The 19,546-nt window shown below is 65.5% G+C and carries 14 protein-coding genes; 10 read left to right on the forward strand and 4 right to left on the reverse strand.

What is annotated here, in order from left to right; translation table 11 throughout:
• The first annotated feature begins 131 nt into the window (after positions 1–131).
• The gene (locus P6U31_RS10670; RefSeq protein ID WP_407188199.1) at positions 132–3,242 is read left to right on the forward strand and encodes an ATP-binding protein; all 3,111 of its coding nucleotides are present in this window, start codon (positions 132–134) and stop codon (positions 3,240–3,242) included.
• A gap of 4 nt (positions 3,243–3,246) precedes the next feature.
• Here the strand turns inward: P6U31_RS10670 and P6U31_RS10675 are convergent, their stop codons facing one another.
• Entirely contained in the window at positions 3,247–4,341 is a 1,095-nt protein-coding gene (locus tag P6U31_RS10675; RefSeq protein ID WP_407188201.1) for a catalase family protein, read from the reverse strand.
• A 402-nt stretch (positions 4,342–4,743) separates the two neighbouring features.
• Positions 4,744–5,724 carry an ABC transporter substrate-binding protein gene (locus tag P6U31_RS10680; protein WP_407188202.1) on the reverse strand — a complete coding sequence of 327 codons (981 nt, stop codon included), beginning with the start codon at positions 5,722–5,724 and terminating at the stop codon, positions 4,744–4,746.
• 485 nt (positions 5,725–6,209) lie between these two features.
• Between P6U31_RS10680 and P6U31_RS10685 the strand changes: the two genes are divergently transcribed.
• The 9 genes from P6U31_RS10685 to P6U31_RS10725 all read left to right on the forward strand — a co-directional run bounded on the left by P6U31_RS10685 (position 6,210) and on the right by P6U31_RS10725 (position 15,126).
• Positions 6,210–7,310 (forward strand): ABC transporter substrate-binding protein, encoded by a 1,101-nt coding sequence (locus P6U31_RS10685; RefSeq protein WP_407188203.1) that lies wholly within the window; start codon positions 6,210–6,212, stop codon positions 7,308–7,310.
• Positions 7,288–8,310 (forward strand): ABC transporter permease, encoded by a 1,023-nt coding sequence (locus P6U31_RS10690; RefSeq protein ID WP_407188205.1) that lies wholly within the window; start codon positions 7,288–7,290, stop codon positions 8,308–8,310. The genes P6U31_RS10685 and P6U31_RS10690 overlap by 23 nt, the downstream gene beginning before the upstream one ends.
• Positions 8,304–9,101 carry an ABC transporter ATP-binding protein gene (locus tag P6U31_RS10695; RefSeq protein ID WP_407188207.1) on the forward strand — a complete coding sequence of 266 codons (798 nt, stop codon included), beginning with the start codon at positions 8,304–8,306 and terminating at the stop codon, positions 9,099–9,101. Before P6U31_RS10690 ends, P6U31_RS10695 begins: the two co-directional genes overlap by 7 nt.
• Complete coding sequence (locus P6U31_RS10700; RefSeq protein ID WP_407188209.1) at positions 9,095–10,267, forward strand: acyl-CoA dehydrogenase family protein; 1,173 nt, start codon at positions 9,095–9,097, stop codon at positions 10,265–10,267. The genes P6U31_RS10695 and P6U31_RS10700 overlap by 7 nt, the downstream gene beginning before the upstream one ends.
• Before the next feature lie 18 nt (positions 10,268–10,285).
• On the forward strand, positions 10,286–11,386 hold the full coding sequence (locus P6U31_RS10705; protein ID WP_407188211.1) for an LLM class flavin-dependent oxidoreductase: 1,101 nt from the start codon (positions 10,286–10,288) through the stop codon (positions 11,384–11,386).
• Complete coding sequence (locus P6U31_RS10710; RefSeq protein WP_407188213.1) at positions 11,383–12,321, forward strand: ABC transporter substrate-binding protein; 939 nt, start codon at positions 11,383–11,385, stop codon at positions 12,319–12,321. The genes P6U31_RS10705 and P6U31_RS10710 overlap by 4 nt, the downstream gene beginning before the upstream one ends.
• Positions 12,322–12,645: 324 nt before the next feature.
• Positions 12,646–13,491 carry a CmcJ/NvfI family oxidoreductase gene (locus P6U31_RS10715; protein ID WP_407188214.1) on the forward strand — a complete coding sequence of 282 codons (846 nt, stop codon included), beginning with the start codon at positions 12,646–12,648 and terminating at the stop codon, positions 13,489–13,491.
• 121 nt (positions 13,492–13,612) lie between these two features.
• Positions 13,613–13,909: a septal ring lytic transglycosylase RlpA family protein gene (locus P6U31_RS10720; protein WP_407189816.1), complete on the forward strand. Its 297-nt coding sequence runs from the start codon at positions 13,613–13,615 to the stop codon at positions 13,907–13,909.
• A 47-nt stretch (positions 13,910–13,956) separates the two neighbouring features.
• Positions 13,957–15,126, forward strand: coding sequence for a Gfo/Idh/MocA family protein (locus P6U31_RS10725; RefSeq protein WP_407188216.1), 1,170 nt, complete (start codon positions 13,957–13,959; stop codon positions 15,124–15,126).
• 282 nt (positions 15,127–15,408) lie between these two features.
• Here P6U31_RS10725 and P6U31_RS10730 read toward each other — a convergent pair whose 3' ends face one another.
• Entirely contained in the window at positions 15,409–16,719 is a 1,311-nt protein-coding gene (locus tag P6U31_RS10730) for an ABC transporter substrate-binding protein (RefSeq protein ID WP_407188218.1), read from the reverse strand.
• A gap of 166 nt (positions 16,720–16,885) precedes the next feature.
• Positions 16,886–19,396, reverse strand: a complete 2,511-nt coding sequence (gene uvrA, locus P6U31_RS10735; protein ID WP_407188220.1) for an excinuclease ABC subunit UvrA — start codon at positions 19,394–19,396, stop codon at positions 16,886–16,888.
• Positions 19,397–19,546: the final 150 nt, after the last annotated feature.

The raw sequence follows: 19,546 nt of genomic DNA on the forward strand, positions 1-19,546 counted from the left end.
GCCAAAATTCGGGCATCAACTGCCCGCCGATTGAAATGGCGACACGATGAAAAGGCCGTCCGGCGCCTCTGAAATGAACAGGGCGATGCTAGGGCCGGCGCAGGGCGCAGGTCTTTAGGGCGTCCTTACATTTGGCTGAGCTTTCCCTTAAGATCGGGCAGTATCCGGAGGTGGAAGCTGTGCGTAGAGACGCGCTTGCCTTTGGTGAATTCCGGCTCGATCGGGCCAACGCGCTGTTGTGGCGAGGAGCGGAGCGGGTCGCGCTGCCGCCGAAGCCGTTCGAGGTTCTCTGCTGTCTGGTCGATCGTCCCGGGGAGCTCGTCACCAAGGACGAGTTGCTCGACGCGGTCTGGTCCGATCTCCACGTCAGCGAGTCCAGCCTCGCCGTCGCCGTCAACGCGCTCCGCGCGGCACTCGGTGACGACAGGCAGTCCCCCAACTATATCGAGACGGTCCCACGGCGCGGCTATCGTTTCATTGCGGCGGTCGCGACCGCCGAACCGCCTGCGATCGCGCGGGCGGCTGACGTGGAGGGGGCTTCCGCCTCGGAGCAGGCTATCGATCGACGCCGGCAATGGAGGGTGGGGCGCACCGGCGCGCTCGAGATGCTGGACAAGGCACTGCAACTCGCGCGTGCCGGACAGCGCCAGATCGTCTTCATCACCGGCGAGGCGGGGATCGGCAAGACCACCCTCTTGCAAATGACCCTCGACAGGATGAACCAGCAGGGGCTGGGCGTGCTGCACTGTGGCTGCAACGAATTGTTCGGCACCCATGAGGCCTTTCTTCCGCTGATCGGAGCGCTGAACGAGTGCTGCCGTCGAACCGATGGAGCATCGCTGCTGGCTTCCATACGCGAGCACGCGCCGACCTGGCTCGCGCAAATGCCCGGCTTCCTCGGCGAAGCAGACCGGGCGGCATTCCAGCATGAGGTCTTTGGCGCAACCCGCGAGCGCATGCTGCGTGAATTTGCCGATCTCATGGAACGTCTCGCCGTCCGGCGACCATGGGTGATCGTGCTGGAAGACCTGCACTGGAGCGACTTTGCCACCGTGGATGTGCTCTCGCGCCTCGCGCGCCGGGATGGGAAGGCGGCCATCCTCGTGTTGGCCACCTATCGGCCCATGGAAGTCGCGGTCGGCGGACATCCCGTTCGCGCGGTTCACCAGGATCTGCGGATTCATGGATACGCCACCGAGCTCGCGCTCGACCGACTGACCGATATCGACGTCGAACGCTATCTGTCCCTGCGCTTCAACTCCGCCGATTTCGCCAGGAAGCTGGTCGGACGCATCTTCGCGCGAACCGGCGGACAGCCCTTGTTCGTGACCTCACTCATCGACCATCTCGTGGCGCAGGGCGCGCTCGTGGAGAGCGACGCAGGCTGGCAGCTGGTCCGCGAAGACGCGGCCTCGCAAGACAGCATGCCGCGCGATCTGGAAGGAATGATCAGGCAGCAGATCGATCACCTCACTGCAGACGAACGCAGCCTGCTCGAGGTCGCAAGTGCGGCGGGCGCGGAGTTTTCCGCGCTCCATATCGCAGGCGCCCTCGACCGCTCCGTGCTGGATGTCGAGCAGATGTGCGAGGACCTGGCGCGAACCGATCGTATCCTCCTCGTCGACGGCATGACGGAGTGGCCGAGCGGAGACGTCTCCGGGCGTTATGCGTTCCAGCACGCGCTCTACCAGGAGATCCTGTACCAGCGGCTTGCGCCCGCGCGCCGCGCAAAAACCCATGCGCTGCTCGGAGCCGGGCTCGAGCAGGGATACGGGCTGCAGGCTCGGGAGATCGCCCCCGTGCTCGCCCGCCACTTCGAACTGGGCCGCGATTTCCCGAAGGCAATGCACTATCTGGGCGCCGCCGCCGAGGGCTCGGCGCGGCGGTTCAGCACGCGCGAGGCGGCGAGCTATCTATCCCGTGCCTTGGATCTCGTGCCGCATTTACCGCCGGAGTTTCGGGTGGCGGCACGTCTGAAGTTGCTGCTTCAACGCGCCTGGGCCTGGCGGGCCAGCGGAGATTTTCTGAATTCCCTGCAGGATCTCAACGCAGTCGTCGCGCATGCGGCGGAGAACGGGCACGAGCGCGAAGAGGTGAACGCACTGGTCGACCTCAGCCGGTTTTGTCTTTACGTCGATCGACGCCAGAGCCTGCCTATTGCCGAACAGGCCCTCGTGAAGAGCCGTGCGATCGACGACGCCGCGTTCAGCGCACTGGTCCAGGGGAACGTTGCCAATTTGAAGCTGATGCTCTGCGGCTGGGACCGCGAGAACGCCTCCCTTTCCGAGCAGGCCTCAGCACTGATCACCGGAGAGCAGGACCTGAGCATGCGGTTGCGACGCTGCTCGATGGAGATGGTGCTGGAGTTCCTCCGCGCTAATTATCCTGCCTGCTGCGATGCGACGACCAGGGGCAAGGACCTCGCCCGCGCGGTCGGCGACGTCTATCTGTTCGTGCTCTATGAAGCCGTCGAGGCCTTTGCGCAGATCTATCTCGGCGAATGGGGGCGGGCGAAAAGAAACGTCGCCTCCGCGTTGGCCATCTCGGAGCGGAATGCAAATCCACAGGCCGTCGCGCTGTGTCAGCTCACCATCGGATGGCTGTATTCCGAGGCCGGGGAATACGGGAGCGCGGCGCGGCGTGCTGAGGATGCGCTCGGTGGGATGATCGAGGCCAATCCGTTCACCTTCTTCGTCGGCAGGAATTTGCTGGCGCGAGCTTATGTCAGGATGGGCGACCTGGCGCGGGCGCGGCAGCATCTCGACGCGATGGAGCGGCGAATGGAGGTCGATCGCGTGCCGATGGAGTCGCTGGTCATCCCCCAGTATCTGCTGACTTGCTGCGACTATTGGATCGCGATCGGCGATCTGGATCGCGCCCGGAGTTCGGCCAGCCAGTTTCTTGCAGTGACGAGCGCGGCACCCGACCTCCCGTTTCTCGCGCTGTGCCACGAGGTCATGGCAAGAATTGCGATCCTGAAGCAGGATGTGCAACTCGCCGGGGAGCATTTGGCGGCGGCAATTTCGATCGTCCGTCATGCCAGGCTGCCGCATGCAGCCTGGCAGGTCTACCGCACGGTCGCGGTGCTTTATGGAAGCCTCGGACACGCGCAAAGGGCTGCGAAATGGCGGGACCGCTCCCGCCGAGTGATCGCATCGCTGGCAGAGACGCTCGATCCGGGCGATCCGCTGCGGTCGGCGACCTTTTTCGACGCCGGCTGGGACACCGGTGCGGGACAATGACCGGTCAATCCGGCAGGTCCGAGATCTGTCGCGGCTCTCCGGGTTGCTGCTTCAAGATGTATTGATTCTGCTGCTGCCGAAGCGTGCGGGAGGCACGGTAGGCATCCCTGCGCAACCGCATGATCGAGCCGAGCGGCTGATGCGCGGCGAGGCATCGCCAAGGATCGAACGACAGCACCTCGTCGGAATAGACGCGACGAGCGGGACTGTCGGCGGTCTGGCGCGGAAGCGTGATCTTGCCGAGGGCCTGCGGCGGCGCGACGTCCTCGGGCCAGTCGATCGAGGCGTCTTCGATCGGCGTGCGCTCCAGGTCGGTGCAGAGCTGGGCGAACAGCTCGTACTCGGCCGCATTGTCTTTGAAGAAGGCAACGACGGCGTCCCGCACGGCATGATCGGCGTCGTGGCAGGGCTGGCCGGTTAGCCGGCGGACCGAGGCCGACATCGGCACCAGCCGAAGCCTTGCAATGTAGTCGCCGAACCGCAACGCTCCCTCCGTGTGAAAGGTTTCTCCGAGAATATTGCTGCCAGCATCACCGAGCGCTTTCAGGACGATCGGGATCGGAATGCCTGTTCTGTCCGACGCTGCGACCAGGACGCGTGCGACAAAGCCGATGGGGCCGTACGCAAGGTCCGGCAGGATCAGGCTGCGCTCGACCTTGTGCTGCGCGTGCATATAGCTCATCGCGTCCGCGAAATAGCTGGGATGATTGACGAGAAGGAGATCCTGGTTCGTCGAATCGTCGTCGCCGAGCGCCTTGGGTCCAGTCACGCCCAGGACCTTGATGGCAAATCCGCGCGGCGAACGTACGCGGTCGCTCCTGTCGAATGCGGTGGAGAGCCGGACGATGATCGGGAAACGGCCGGGCTGTTTGAACAGGCCCTGCCGCAGATGATCCTGCAGATCGTCGTAGACGATCAGCTCGCCGCGGAGATAACCGGCGCCCTTGGCGTGCTGCTGCCGGGTGCCGTGCCCGTCCTTCGCGAAGCTGCGGGCGCTCGTCCGTGAGATCGAGGCGACGATCGCCTCGACGGCCTCCGCTTCCTCCGGCCGGATTTGTTCGACAGAGGGGTCATAGCGAAGATACTGACCGGCTGACATGGCGCTGATCTCCAGCCTTCGCGTCGCCTTCCCATTGCAAGCATCGACGGCCGCAGGGCGGTTTGCACTGTAGACCCGTCCGGTCGGGATCGGCAATCTGAGAGCGAACTGCGGTTGCCTGCACAAGCCGCGGAATGAGGCATCCCGTTACCGACGAGATCGCAGAGTCGATGCTAGGCCAATGGCGTTCGCAAGTCCTTATGGGCGCCTTATGTTGTCCTGATCTTTCCCTTAAGTCCGCGCGGACGTCGCAGCCCGGGCCGGCAAGCGGCGACCCTGCTTGCGTCTACAGCGAGAGCCAGACGATCAGGCTCATGCAGGCGAGCTGCATGAGCACGATGGCGGCGAGATGCAGCGGGCCGGCTTCGAGACGAAACCTGCGCATCCCGCCGCGCCCCCGTGCTAGTTCGATCCCGCGGCCGCAGCGGTGAAGCTGCGGTCGACCGCTTTGCTGACGTCGAGCTTTTTAGGCAGGATACCGTAGCGGGTCGAGCGGTCGGAGGCGTCCTGCACCTCCCTGACCACGTTCTCGTCGATCACGATCGGGCTGGTGCGCTGTGCGGTGTAGGCCGACAGCAACACGTCCTCGGGCAGCCTGGTCAGTTCGGCCGTGTTCCTGGCGTACTCGGCAACATGGTCCAGGGACCATAACCGAGCCTTGTTCAGCCTGTGCACCAGATCCTGCACTGCCGCGCGCTTGGTGGCGATGGCGTTGTCGGAGGCGACGATGAAGGTGATGGTCGGCGTCAGGCCCTCGCCGTCGGCGATGACGCGGGCCTTGTCCTTCAGCGTGGCGAACGACACGTAGGGCTCCCACACCGCCCAGGCGTCGATCGAGCCCGCGACCAGCGCGATCTTGGCATCGACCGGGCCGAGCGGAGCGAAGATCGCATCCTCCAGCTTGATCTGTGCCTTCTCCAGAGTCGCATCGATCAGGAACTGGCCCCAGCCGCCGCGCGTGCCGGCGAGGCGCTTTCCCTTGAGATCGGCGGCCGATTTGATCGGCGAATCCTGGCGCACCAGGATCGCCTGCGTCTTCGCATCCGAGCGCGTGCCGCCGATCGCCTTGATCGGTGCGCCGGCCGCATAGACCGAGAGGAAGGAGAGGTCGCCGGTGTAGCCGACATCGAGCGCGCCGGCGTTGAGCGCTTCCAGGATCGGTGCAGCTGCGGGGAATTCCGACCATTCGATCTTGTAGGGCAGGTCCTTCGCATAGCCGGAGATTTCGAGCAGCGAGCGGTTGCCGCCCTTCTGGTCGCCGACGCGCAGCACGACGGTGTCGGCAGCAAGAGATGCTGCTGCGGTCGATAGCGTCATGGCGGCGGCAAGCAGCGATGCCGCGAGCCGGCGCGTGATGGAATGATCGTGGGAGTTGATGCTCATGAGGCCTGTCTTGTTGCTTGCTTGTTACTTTGGCTCACGACGCGTGAGCGAGCGATGCAGCGAGGCGATCAAGTCTATGGGCACGCGATCCGCCGTCAATGAAATGGCCGACCGTATTCTGCTCGCTTTGGGCAATGACGTGTCAACGAAGCATCGCTTTCGAGAATGCGCATTGTGCGCGGGGTGAAGATGCAGATGGATGCAGCAGGCGAAGGAGCCGCAATCTTCCTCGCATGTCGACGCGTCTGCGAAAATCATTTCATCGCTCCCGCATCCGCCGATGGAGAGAATGACCTCGCTTCGCATTACATTCGAAATTCCATTTCATTGACGATGCGCCGAGCCCGCCGCATGATTTGCGCATCGCATCAACGCGGCGCCAAGACGCCGGAACAATTTTCTCTCAACGCAGCTCCGCACGGAACATGCGCAACGCGAACCGTTGCGCACATGGCGGAGCCGTGCCAGCGCGGGAGTGGGGACCAATGAACAACGACACCAAGCGGAGCAGGTCGCGGCTTGATCGGCGGCATCTGCTTCAGGCCGGGTTAGCTGCGGCCTTCGCCGCGCCGCTCGGCGCGCTGGGCGCGCAAGCGTTTGCACCACGCACCATCGCCCCCGGGGTCGACTTCTCGGAATTCCCGCTGTGCCGGACGGCGTCCGACGCGCCCGCGCTCACGGGGGCGCCGCGCAAGCTGAAATTGTCGTGGAATGCCGGCGCCGTCTGCCTTGCGCCGGTGCCGGTTGCCATCGAGCACGGCTTCTTCCAGAAGCACAATCTCGATGTCGAGCTCGTCAACTATTCCGGCTCGACCGACCAGCTGCTCGAGGCGATCGCGACCGGCAAGAGCGATGCCGGCCTCGGCATGGCGCTGCGCTGGCTGAAGCCGCTGGAGCAGGGCTTTGACGTCAAGATCGCCGCCGGCACCCATGGCGGCTGCATGCGTGTGCTGTCGCGCACCGATTCCGGCGTCGCCAAGCTCGCCGACCTCAAGGGCAAGATCGTCGCGGTCGGCGATCTCGCCGGTCCCGACAAGAATTTCTTCTCGATCCAGCTCGCCAAGCTCGGCATCGACCCGGTCAAGGACGTCGACTGGCGCGCCTATCCGGGCAATCTCCTCAACGTCGCGGTGGAGAAGGGCGAGGTACAGGCGTTCCTGTCATCCGACCCGCTCGCCTATCTCTGGCTCAAGGATACCCAGTACAAGGAAGTCGCCTCCAACCTCGATGGCGAATTCCGCGAGAAGAGCTGCTGCATCCTCGGCCTGCGCGGCTCGCTTGTACGCGAAGAACCTCAAGTCGCGCGCGCCATCACCCAGGCGCTGCTCGATGCGGCGATGTTCACCTCCCAGAACGCGACGCTTGCGGCAAAATCGTTCCAGCCCTACGCGCCGAAGGCCGCCACGCTCGCTGATATCGAGGGCATGGTGCGTTACCACACCCATCATCATCATCCCGTCGGCGACGTGCTCAAGCGCGAGCTCAAGGCCTATGCCGACGATCTCAAGAGCGTGCAGGTCTTCAAGGCGAGCACCGACACGGCCAAGTTCGCGGAGCGCATCTATGTCGACGTATTCGCTGTCTGACGGCCTTGCCTCCGGCGCGCCGCGCACCTCGCGCGTGCCGCTGCTGGCGACCTGGATCCGGGAATCCGGGATCGGCGTTCTCGCCAGCATCGCCTGGATTGCCTTCGGCCTGTCCTGCCTGTGGTGGGCGGATGTCGGCGACTGGTCGCGGACGCATTCGCTCGGCATCGTCGCCTTCATCATCGCGGCCATCGCGCTGTTCGGCTCTGTCGGCGCCGACTATCTCGGTTCCGCCGGAAAAGCTTTACACAAACGAGCACCGTGGCTGGTCGCACTCGGCGCGTTCCTGACGGTTTGGGAGGTCGCGAGCGCAAAGTTCGCCTGGCTGCCGCTGCCGTTCTTCCCGCCGCCGCAGGCGATCATCGAGGTCTACACCGACGATCTGCCGAAGCTGCTCGACAGCGTCTTTGCGTCCGTGAAGCTGCAGCTCGGCGGCTATCTGATCGGCGCGACCGTCGGATTCCTGACCGGCGTCTCGATCGGCTGGTCGCGCGCGGTCGGCTATTGGGTGCATCCGGTGCTGCGCTTCATCGGCCCGCTGCCGGCGACGGCCTGGCTGCCGATCGCCTTCTTCACCTTCCCGTCGAGCTGGAGCGCCTCGACCTTCCTGATCGCGCTGGCGACGGGCTTTCCGGTGACGGTGCTGACCTGGTCGGGCGTCGCGAGCGTCAGCAACGCCTATTACGACGTCGCACGCACGCTCGGTGCCAAGCCGTCGTTCCTCGTGTTGAAGGTCGCAATCCCGGCCGCATTGCCGCATGTTTTCGTCGGCCTGTTCATGGGGCTCGGCTCGTCCTTTGCCGTACTCGTCGTCGCCGAGATGATCGGCGTCAAGGCCGGGCTCGGCTGGTACCTGCAATGGGCACAGGGCTGGGCCGCCTACGCCAATATGTATGCGGCGCTGATCGTGATGTCGCTGCTCTGCTCCGGCGCGATCACGCTGCTGTTTTCAATCCGCGACCGCCTGCTGGTCTGGCAGAAGGGCACCGTGAAATGGTAGAGGCAGCACTCGCCGAAGCGATCACGCATCCCACCGCTGGCGCCGCGCTCGACATCGAGCAGGTCAGCCACGCCTTCGACATCGACGGTGCCGCACTGCCGGTGCTGAGCGACGTCAGCATCTCGGTCGAGCCAGGCGAATTCGTCGCCCTGCTGGGGCCGTCCGGCTGCGGCAAGTCGACCTTGCTGCGGCTGGTCGCCGGCCTCGACAAGCCGAAGGCGGGGACGCTGCGGGAAAATGAGGCGCGCATCACGCGGCCGCATCCGTCGCGCGTCGTCGTGTTCCAGGATCCGACCTTGTTTCCCTGGCGGTCGGTTTGGGACAACGTCGCCCTGGGTCTCGAGGCCCAGGGCATTCTGAAGAGCCAGCGCCATCGCGTCGATGACGCGCTCGACCTCGTCGGGCTGTCCTCGTTCCGCAACGCCTATCCGCACCAGCTCTCCGGCGGCATGGCACAGCGCGTCGCACTGGCGCGGGCGCTGGTCAACGATCCCAAGATCCTGATCCTCGACGAGCCCCTGGGGAAACTGGACTCGCTGACCCGCATCACCATGCAGGCCGAGATCGTCGCGCTCTGGCAACGCAAGGGTTTTACGACGCTGCTGGTGACGCATGATGCCGAGGAAGCGCTCGTGCTCGCCAACCGCGTCATCGTGTTCAGCGACCGGCCGGCACGTGTCAAGGCCGACATCCGCGTCGACCGGCCCTATCCGCGCCATCGCGGCGATCCCTATCTCGCCGATCTGCGCCGTCAGATTCTCGGCCTTCTGGGACTGGACGCCACATGGTGACACCTGTTGCAAAAGGGCGCCCGGCGCATCACGAACCGGATCATGTCGCGCGTGCCGCGGCGCTGGCCGAGACCTTTGCGGCGCGTGCGGCCGAGCATGACCGGTCCGGCAGCTTTCCGTTCGAGAATTTTCGCGAGCTCTTTGCGGCAGGCCTGCTGTCGCTGACCGTGCCATCGGCCCATGGCGGGGCCGGCGCCGGCGCACAATACGCCGCGCGCGTCCTCGGCATCATCGGCAAGGCCGATCCGTCGACCGCGCTGGTGCTGTCGATGCACTACATCAATCACCTTGTGATGGCACGCAGCCCGACCTGGCCGGCGCGGCTGTCGCGCAAGCTGGCGCGCGAGAGCGTCGAGGGCCTGGCGCTCATCAACGCGCTGCGTGTCGAGCCGGAGCTCGGCTCGCCCGCGCGCGGCGGCCTGCCGGCGACGATCGCGCGGCGTACCGAGACCGGCTGGCGCCTATCCGGCCACAAGATCTACGCGACGGGCTCGCCGATCCTGAAATGGTATCTGGTCTGGGCGCGGACCGACGAGGCCGAGCCGCGCGTCGGCCAATTCCTGGTGCCGGCGGGCCTGCCGGGCACTCGCTTCGTCGAGACCTGGGACCATCACGGTCTTCGCGCCAGCGGCAGCCACGACGTGATCTTCGAGGACGTCGTGATCCCGCGGGAGTCCGAAGTCGACCTGCGCAGCCCTGCCGACTGGCGCTCCCCCGATGCGGCGCAGGCGACCGTCCACACGATCTTCGTCGCCGCGATCTATGACGGCATCGCGCGCGCGGCGCGCGACTGGCTGATCACATTCCTGAAGCAGCGCGTGCCGGCCAGCCTCGCCGCGCCGCTTGCGACCTTGTCGCGTGCGCAGGAAATCCTCGGAGCGATCGAAGCGCGGCTTGCGGTCAACGCGCGGTTGATCGCCTCCTTTGCCGGCGACTTCGACGATGGTGTTGCGCTTACCGGTACCGAGGCCAACGTCATCAAGCTGACGGTCACCAATAACGCGGTCGCCGTCGTCGAGGACGCGCTGTCGCTCACCGGCAATCACGGCCTGTCCCGAAGCAATCCGCTGGAGCGGCACTATCGGGACGTGCTGTGCGGGCGGGTGCACACGCCGCAGGACGATTCCACCCGCATCGGCCTCGGCCGTGCCGCACTCGGCCTCTAGAGAAACAGGGAGACGATCATGTCGATCGAGTTCATCGGCTTCATCAGCAACAACAATTCGTCAGAGACCATCGTGCGCGACGGGCCGGTGCTCGATCCGACCCACATCGAGACGGTGGCGAAGGCGCACGAGAACGCCGGCTTCGATCGAGCGCTGCTGGCGTTCCATTCGACGACGCCCGACTCGCTCCAGGTCGCCCAGCACGTGCTCAATCACACCGAGAGGCTCAACGTGCTGATCGCGCAGCGGCCCGGCTTCACCGCGCCGACATTGCTGGCGCGGCAGTTCGCCGTGCTCGACCAGTTCTCGCGCGGCCGTGTCGCGCTCCATGTCATCACCGGCGGCAATGCCACCGAGCTCCGGCAGGACGGCAACACGCTGGACGACAAGGACGAGCGCTATGCACGCACCTCCGAGTTCCTCGACGTGCTCAAGCTGGAGTGGGGCAGCGACAAGCCGTTCAGCTACAAGGGCAGGTATTACCAGGTCGAGAACGCCTTCTCGCAGGTGAAGCCCTATCGTCCCGAAGGGATCCGGATCTATTTCGGCGGCGCCTCGGACGCGGCGATCGACGTCGCCGGCAAGCACGCCGACACCTTTGCGCTTTGGGGCGAGTCCTACGCCCAGGTGCGTGACGTCACCTCCCGCGTCCACAATGCGGCGGTTCGGCACGGGCGGCCGACGCCGCGCTTCAGCCTCTCGGTGCGGCCGATCATTGCCCCGACCGAGAAGCAGGCCTGGGAGAAGGCTGAGGCGATCCTGGCCCGCGCCACCGCGCTTCAGGACAAGACCGGCTACCGCAAGCCCGCCGACGGCCATGCCACCGCCGGCGCGCGGCGCCTGCTCGCGCTCGCCGACCAGGGCAGCCGCATCGACAAGCGGCTCTGGACCGAGATCGCAAAGCTCACCGGCGCCAACAGCAACACCACCGCGCTGGTCGGCACGCCCGAGCAGGTCGCCGAAGTCTTCGGCGATTATTACGATCTCGGCATCAGCCATTTCCTGATCCGCGGCTTCGATCCGCTGATCGACGCCATCGAATACGGCCGCGAGCTGATCCCGCTAACGCGCGAGCTGATCGCCAAGCGCCAGGCGGTGCGCGGCGAGGCCGCGGAATGATCCGCCTCATGCTGGCCGGCGCGCTGCTGTTCGCTTCGCTGGAGGCGGCAGCGGCGCAAACCACATTGCGCGTCGGGGATCAGAAGGGCAACGCGCAGGCCGTGATGGAAGCTGCCGGCGTGCTCAAGGACGTCCCCTACAAGATCGAGTGGAAGGAATTTCCGGCGGCGGCGCCGCTCCTGGAGGCGCTCAGTGCCGGCGCGATCGAGACGGGCCTCGTCGGGGATGCGCCCTTCACCTTCGCCGCCGCCTCCGGCGCGCCGGTGAAGGCGATCGCTGCCATCCGGCAAACGCGTGAGGGGCTCGCGATCCTTGTGCCCGAGACATCGCCGATCAAGAGTTTTGCCGATCTGCGGGCTAAGAAGATCGCAACCGGCCGCGGCTCGATCGGCCATCAGCTGATCCTCGCTGCGTTGGAGAAAAACGGCTGGCGTGCGAGTGACGTGCAGATCGCGTTCCTGGCGCCGTCGGACGCCAAGATCGCCTACACGCAAGGCTCGGTCGATGCATGGTCGACCTGGGAGCCTTATGTGAGCCAGGAGGAGGTGCTGTTCAAGTCGCGCCGCATCATCACGTCGGAAGGCCTGACACCGGGACTGAGCTTCCTGGTGGCGCGACCCGACGCGATCCACGACAAGCGTGCCGAGCTGACCGACTTCATCCGGCGCCTCACCGCGGCGCGGGCCTGGTCGCTGAACAATGTCGACGATTATGCCGCGACCTGGGGCAGGCTGATGAACATCCCGGCCGCGGTGCCGCAGAACTGGTTGTCGCGCGCAAAGATCCGCATCGCGCCGATCGACGACGGCGTGGTCGCGGACGAGCAGGGCACGATCGACCTCTATTTCCGCTGGGGCTTGATCAAGCAGAAGCTGGATGCGGCGGGCATCGTGGATCGCTCGTTTACAGATGCGATTGCCAAGGCGGGGTTGTAGCGCGCGCTTGCGCCGGCCGGACGCGGTTCTTCCCCTTGTGGGAGAGGGTGGCTCGCCGCGATTGCGGCGAGACGGGTGAGGGGTCTCTCTCCGCGATCACATCTCTGGCATCTCGAACGCGCGGATAGATGCCCTTCATCCGGCGCTACGCGCCACCTTCTCCCACAAGGGGAGAAGGAGACCAGCGCTCACCTGCGTCCCTCGAGGCATTTCTTCTGCACTCCCGACTTGCGACAACACTCGCATTGCTATTTGCATCGCAGCTCTTGCGGCGCGGTGAACTCCCGCAAAGATCAATTCGACGACCACATCGGGAGACCGGCCATGGGCCTGCAAGAAACAAAAATCGAGTCGCTTCCCTTCGTCACTGCCGAACTCAACTACCTCGCGCCCGTTGCGGGCAAGCCGCGCACCTACGCCTTCGATCCGCCGCCGGGCGAGCCCAAAAGCACGGCGCTGCCGGAGGCGCATCAGGTGCCGATCTTCGACGCGCGGCCGATTGCGCAAACGTTCTCGCTCGATCGCGAGGGCTTTGCCCTGGTGCGTCATCCGACCCGGGTGAAGGATTTCTACAACGACGAAGAGGTGAGGGGGGTCTATTATCCCGCCGTGGAGGCGTTCCTGCGGGCCACGCTGAAGGCCGATCGCGTCGTGATCTTCGATCACACCGTCCGCAAACGCGTCGAAGGCGCGCCGGACATCCGGGGCGGTGGTCCGCGCCAACCGGCAACGCGCGTCCATGTCGACCAGACCGCGACCTCCGGTGCCAACCGCGTCCGCGAGCATCTGCCCGACGAGGCCGAGGAGTTGCTCAGGGGCCGCGTGCAGGTGATCAATCTCTGGCGGCCGATCCGCGGCCCATTGCGCGATTCGCCGCTGGCGATGGCGGACGGCACGACGGTGGCGCCAGACGATCTCGTCGCCTCCGACCTGATCTATCCCAACCGCCGCGGCGAGACCTATTCGGTGAAGTACAATCCGGCGCATCGCTGGTTCTATTTCCCGGAGATGACATCCGACCAGGCGTTGCTGCTCAAATGCTATGATTCCGCAACCGATGGCCGCACGCGCTTCGGGCCGCACACCGCCTTCGTCGATCCGACCACACCGGCGAACGCCGCGCCGCGTGAGAGCATCGAGGTGCGCACGCTGGTCTTCCACAAACAGTAACAATGTGTGATCGCGCGGCCGCCCTTGCGCGGCCGTGGGTCGGGAACTCGAGGGAACAAACCCACGTTTGCAGCGCCGGGCGGGGCCAACCGGGAGCGGTGCCGTGCGAGCGTAAACCACGCTGTTTTTCTCTCTGGCCAGTTTTTCGCTTTCTTCCATTTCTGTTGCCCATGCCGAAAGCGGGCTTGCCTCGTATTACGGCTATGGAAAAGCCGGCAGGGGCGGCGAGATGACCTGCGCGCACCGGACGCGCCCGTTCGGCAGCATGCTCAAGGTGTCCTGGAGCGGGCGCACGATCCAGTGCCGCGTCAACGATCGCGGTCCCTTCATCCGCGGCCGCATCGTCGATCTCTCGGTGCCCGCTGCCCGCGCGCTCGGCATGATGAGCGCCGGCGTGGTGACGGTCTCCGTGGAATAGGCCGGTCCACGCGCTATAGTGCCCCCCGAACGCAAGGGAGGGCATCAATGGCAGGGATCAGAGTGGGACTCGTCGGCTGCGGCTTCGTGTCGGAGCTGCACATGTATGCGTTCCGGCGCGTCTATGGCATGGATGTCGAGGTCGCCGCGGTGGCCGCGCGCGGCGACCATGTCGTCGAATTCGCCGGACGGCACGGAATCCCGCGCGTCTATCGCAGCTTCAGCGAGCTGGTCGCGGACCGCGAGATCGACGTCGTCGACATCTGCACCCCGCCCAATCTTCATGCCGAGATGATCGTCGGCGCCATGCAGGCCGGCAAGCATGTGATCTGCGAAAAGCCGTTCGCGGGCTATTTCGGGCGTGACGGCGATCAGCAGCCGATCGGCAGGCGCGTACCGAAGGCGCTGATGTATGAGCGCGTGATCGAGGAGATGGACAAGACGCGCGCAGTGATCGAGCGCACCGGCAAGCTCTTCATGTATGCCGAGGACTGGATCTACGCACCGGCCGTGACCAAGACCGCGGAGATCCTGAGAGCGACCAAGGACAAGGTCCTGTTCATGAAGGGCGAGGAGAGCCATTCCGGCTCGCACGCCGCCCATGCCGCGCAATGGGCGATGACCGGCGGCGGCTCGCTGATCCGCATGGGCTGCCACCCGCTCTCGGCGGTGCTGTATCTGAAGCAGGTCGAGGCGAGGGCGCGCGGGGAGACCATCCGGGTTGCCAGCGTCACCTGCGATGTCGGCAATGTCACCGCTGGCCTCAAGCCCGAAGAGCGCACCTACATCAAGGCCAATCCCGTCGACGTCGAAGACTGGGGTACGCTCACCGCCACTTTCAGCGACGGCACCAAGGCGACCGTGTTCTCCGGCGACATGATCATGGGCGGCGTGCGCAATCTGATCGAGACCTACACGTCCGGCGGCTCGCTGTTCGCCAACATCACGCCGAACAATCATCTGATGAGCTACCAGACCAGCGAGGAGAAGCTCGCGGGCGTCTACATCACCGAAAAGGTCGATCGCAAGACCGGCTGGCAATATGTCTGCCTCGAGGAGGAATGGACGCGCGGCTATCTGCAGGAGATCCAGGACTTCATGGAATGCGCCGCGACAGGCCGGCAGCCGCTCTCCGACCTCGCGCTGGCCTACGAGACGATCAAGGTGAACTACGCGGGGTACTGGGCGGCGGAGGAGGGGCGGCGGGTGGTGTTGTAGGTGGCTGCTCTTGCCTCCCCCTCCAGGCAGGGGAATCGCATGTGGCTCTTTGCACGAGCTGAGCGCGCGCCTCGTCCTTCGAGACGACCGCTTTCAGCGGTCTCCTCAGGATGAGGCTAAGCGGCATCGGAGCCCGTCGAAACCAGCGAAACGCACTCGGTCCTCATCCTGAGGGCCCGCCAACGGCGGGCATCTCGAAGGATGGCCGCACGCGACATCACTGTCACATGCGATAGCCCTGCCCTCCAGGGGAGGGTAAGAGCAGCGCCGCCGTCGCTGCCCCTACGCCCCGTAGGTCGAGCCCTTCGGCAGCGGGAACACCGGGTCCTGCGTGCGGATGTTGGTCGGCCACACCACCGAGATGTGCTCGCCGGCGTTCTGCATCACCACGGGCGTCGAGCGCTCGTTCTGGCCGGACAGCGGCGTGCCCGGCGGGAAGAATTTCACGCCGTAGCCCTGGATGGTGCCGCCGGCGGGGATGTCGACGTCGAGTGCGGCCTTGCGGATCGCCTCGGGCTCGAAGCCGCCGTACTTCTCCTTGGCGACCGGCAGGACGTTGTTGAGCAGCACCCAGGTCTGGTTGAAACCCATCGAGCAATGCGGCGGCACATCGGTGGCGCCGGTCTTGGCCTTGTAGCGCGTGACCATCGCGTTGATCAGATCGCCCATGCCCGGCGCGAGCTTGCCGGGATCCAGCAGTTGCGCCGGGACTGGATCGATGTTGCAGAAATTGTCGATGTCGGCGCCGAATGTCGCACGCAGCTTGTCGAGCTGGCTGTAGCCCGCACCCGCCCCGAACAGCATCTTGAAGCGCAATCCGCTCTCGCGGGCCTGGCGCAGGAACAGGGTGATGTCGGGATTGTAGCCGGCATGGGAGATCACGTCGGCCTTGGCGCGCTTGATCTTCGTCACCAGCACCGACAGATCGGGCGCCGACGCCGAATAGCCTTCGCGCAACACGACCTGGATGCCGGCCTGCTTGGCATAGGCTTCGTCCGCGGCGGCGACCCCGACGCCGTAGGGGCCGTCCTCGTGGATCAGCGCCACCTTGACGTCCTTTGGATCCATGCCGAGCTTTGCTTTTGCGTGCTCGGTGATGAAGCTGGCAAACGCCTGGCCGTATTGGTCGGAATGGATCTGCGCGCGAAACACATATTGCAGGTTCTTGTCCTTGAACACGGCGGTCGAGACCGCGGTGGTGATCCAGAGGATCTTCTTCTGCTGCTCGACCTTCGCGGCCAGCGGCACCGCATGCGAGCTCGCATAGACGCCGTTGAGGATGTCGATCTTCTCCTGGCTGATCAGGCGTTCGGCCTCGTTGATCGCAACGTCGGGCTTGCTCTGGGAATCCGCCGCAACGGCAGCAATCTTGGTCTTGCCGCCGACACCCCCTTTCGCGTTGACGAGGTCGATCGCGATCTGGGCGCCGATTGACGAGGCGACCGAGCCGCCGGCGGCAAAGGGTCCGGTGAGATCGTAGATCAGGCCGATGCGCAACGTTTCGGCCTGCGCCTGGGCCCTGGTCCAATCGAGGCTGAGTGTGGCGGCGGCCGCCGCCGTACCCTTCAGCAGCTGCCTGCGTGAAGTCGGCATCCTATCCTCCCTCAAAACCGTCTTATGATTGGTTGTTGTTTTTTTGCGAAGTATGGGGAGGGGGATCGCGGAAAGTCAACATGGCGAAAGTCGGGGTTTGTCCGCTGCGTCATGGAACGCAGTTGCGAAATGACGGGCGCCGAGGCTCGGGGCGATTGCCGCGTGGTCACTGCCTCAAGCGGCGCGCCAGATAAGGCGCCGTCTTCCCGCCGGCCTTCGCGACCCGATCGGGTGTCCCCGATGCGACGACGCGGCCGCCCTCGTCGCCGGCGCCGGGCCCGAGATCGATGATCCAGTCGCTGTGCGCCACCACGTCCATGTCGTGCTCGACCACGATCACGCTGTTGCCGGCGTCCACGATCCGCTCGAGCTGCGCGATCAGCCGCTCGACATCGCGTGGATGAAGGCCGGTGGTCGGCTCGTCCAGGACATAGAGCGTGTGGCCCCGTTGCGGGCGCATCAGCTCGGTCGCGAGCTTGATGCGCTGGGCTTCGCCACCCGACAATTCCGTTGCGGACTGGCCGAGGCGGATATAGCCGAGGCCGACCTCGCGCACGACCGACAGCGTGCGGTTCAGTGTCGCATCGCCCTCGAAGAAGTCGAAGGCCTCGTCGACGCGCATCGCCAGCACGTCCGCGATCGATTTGCCGCGGATCGTCACCTCGAGCGTCTTGTCGTTGTACCGTGCACCCTTGCAGGTCGGGCAGGGCGCGTAGACGCTGGGCAGGAACAGAAGCTCGACACAGACGAAGCCCTCGCCTTCGCAGGTCGCGCAGCGTCCCTTTGCGACGTTGAAGGAGAAGCGCCCGGCATCATAGCGGCGGGATTTGGCCTGCGGCGTTGCCGCGAACAGCCTCCTGACGTGGTCGAACAGGCCGGTATAGGTCGCAAGGTTGGAACGCGGCGTGCGGCCGATCGGCTTCTGGTCGACGACGACGAGGCGGTCGATCTGGTCAAGGCCGGCAATGATCTTGCCGCCCAGCGTCTCGACCGTCGCGGCAAGGCTGTCGTCATCGGCATCAGAGGCGAGCGAATGGCCGAGATGGGCGGCCACGGTCTCGACGAGGAATTGGCTGATCAGGCTCGACTTGCCGGAGCCGGACACGCCGGTGACGCCAGTGATGACGCCCAGCGGAATGTCGACGTCGAGGCCGCGCAGATTGTTGCGGACGACGCCCCTGAGCTTCAGATGTCCCTTCGGCTCGCGGCGGATTGTCGGCAGCTTCTTTCGCGGATGTGCGAGGTAGTGCGCGGTTTGCGAGGACCCGATCTCACCAAGTCCCGCGGGCGGTCCGCTATAGAGGATGCATCCGCCGCCGTCGCCGGCGTCGGGCCCGACATCCACCAGCCAGTCGGCATGCCTGATCACCTCGACCTCGTGCTCGACGACGAAGATCGAGTTGCCGGCGTGCTTCAACCGGTCCAGCGCCCGCAGCAGCGCCTCGGTATCGGCCGGATGCAGGCCGGCGGAAGGCTCGTCGAGCACGTAGACGACGCCGAACAGATTCGAGCGGACCTGCGTCGCGAGGCGCAGCCGCTGCAACTCGCCCGGCGACAGCGTCGGCGTGCTGCGCTCGCAGGCGAGATAGCCGAGGCCGAGGTCGAGCAGAACGGCAAGACGCGCCGAGAGATCCTCGCAGATGCGCCTGGCGACGACGGCCTTCTCCGATTTGTCCGTCGATGCTCTTGCAAACGGCTGGATCAGCTCGTGCATCTCCTTGAGCGGCAGGTGCGACATCTCGGCGATGGTGAGGCGGGCGAACTTGACCTTGAGCGCCTCGGGCTTCAGCCGCGTGCCGTGGCAGGTCGGGCAATCCCGCGTGATCATGAATTGCGCGACCCGGCGCTTCATCATCGCGCTCTCGGACTTGGCATAGGTCTGCATCACGTAGCGCTTGGCGCCGGTGAAGGTGCCCTGATAGCTCGGCTCCTCCTTGCGGCGCAGGGCGCGCCTGACCTCGGCGGCGTCGTAACCGGCGTAAACAGGAACGGTCGGCTGCTCCTCGGTGAACAGAATCCAGTCGCGGTCCTTCCTGCGCAGCTCGCGCCAGGGCTTGTCGACGTCGTAGCCGAGCGTGGTCAGGATGTCGCGGAGGTTCTGTCCCTGCCAGGCGCTTGGCCAGGCCGCGATCGCGCGTTCGCGGATCGTCTTGGTATCGTCGGGCACCATCGACTTCTCGGTCACATCGAGCATCCGGCCGATGCCGTGGCAGGTCGGGCAGGCGCCCTCCGGCGTGTTCGGCGAGAATGCCTCCGCATAGAGCATCGGCTGTCCGCGCGGATAGTCCCCGGCGCGGGAGTAGAGCATCCTGAGCAGGTTCGAGATGGTGGTGACACTGCCGACCGACGAGCGCGTCGTCGGCGCCCCGCGCTGCTGCTGGAGCGCAACGGCGGGCGGCAGGCCCTCGATGTCGTCGACTTCAGGAATCTGCATCTGGTGGAACAGGCGCCGCGCGTAGGGTGACACCGATTCCAGATAGCGCCGCTGCGCTTCGGCGTAGATCGTGCCGAAGGCGAGCGAGGATTTCCCCGAGCCCGACACGCCCGTGAACACGACGAGGGCGTTGCGGGGAATGCGGACGTCGATGTTCTTGAGGTTGTGCTCGCGCGCGCCCCGGACCCGGACGAAGCCGTCGTCCTGCATCAGGCTGTCGGGGTGTCTGGATCGATCGTCCATCAGGTTGCTCCGGGCCGCGTCGGGATTAACGGCAGGATCGCCGGATGGGTCCCGTCAGGCCAGCGCGGCAGTTCCGTTCTGCACAAAACAGAGGCCCGCCGCGGTGATCGCGACGGGCCCTGCACGGGTGCTGTCAGCGTCCGGGCGCCG

The sequence above is a fragment of the Bradyrhizobium centrosematis genome, from assembly GCF_045571495.1.
Taxonomy (GTDB): Bacteria; Pseudomonadota; Alphaproteobacteria; order Rhizobiales; family Xanthobacteraceae; genus Bradyrhizobium; species Bradyrhizobium centrosematis.

Coding starts and splice junctions, on each gene's coding strand:
- P6U31_RS10675 (WP_407188201.1), bottom strand. CDS start 4,341: ATGTCAGCCGGTCAGTATCTTCGCTATGACCCCTCTGTCGAACAAATC.
- P6U31_RS10680 (WP_407188202.1), bottom strand. CDS start 5,724: ATGAGCATCAACTCCCACGATCATTCCATCACGCGCCGGCTCGCGGCA.
- P6U31_RS10685 (WP_407188203.1), top strand. CDS start 6,210: ATGAACAACGACACCAAGCGGAGCAGGTCGCGGCTTGATCGGCGGCAT.
- P6U31_RS10690 (WP_407188205.1), top strand. CDS start 7,288: ATGTCGACGTATTCGCTGTCTGACGGCCTTGCCTCCGGCGCGCCGCGC.
- P6U31_RS10695 (WP_407188207.1), top strand. CDS start 8,304: ATGGTAGAGGCAGCACTCGCCGAAGCGATCACGCATCCCACCGCTGGC.
- P6U31_RS10700 (WP_407188209.1), top strand. CDS start 9,095: ATGGTGACACCTGTTGCAAAAGGGCGCCCGGCGCATCACGAACCGGAT.
- P6U31_RS10705 (WP_407188211.1), top strand. CDS start 10,286: ATGTCGATCGAGTTCATCGGCTTCATCAGCAACAACAATTCGTCAGAG.
- P6U31_RS10710 (WP_407188213.1), top strand. CDS start 11,383: ATGATCCGCCTCATGCTGGCCGGCGCGCTGCTGTTCGCTTCGCTGGAG.
- P6U31_RS10715 (WP_407188214.1), top strand. CDS start 12,646: ATGGGCCTGCAAGAAACAAAAATCGAGTCGCTTCCCTTCGTCACTGCC.
- P6U31_RS10725 (WP_407188216.1), top strand. CDS start 13,957: ATGGCAGGGATCAGAGTGGGACTCGTCGGCTGCGGCTTCGTGTCGGAG.
- P6U31_RS10730 (WP_407188218.1), bottom strand. CDS start 16,719: ATGCCGACTTCACGCAGGCAGCTGCTGAAGGGTACGGCGGCGGCCGCC.
- uvrA (WP_407188220.1), bottom strand. CDS start 19,396: ATGGACGATCGATCCAGACACCCCGACAGCCTGATGCAGGACGACGGC.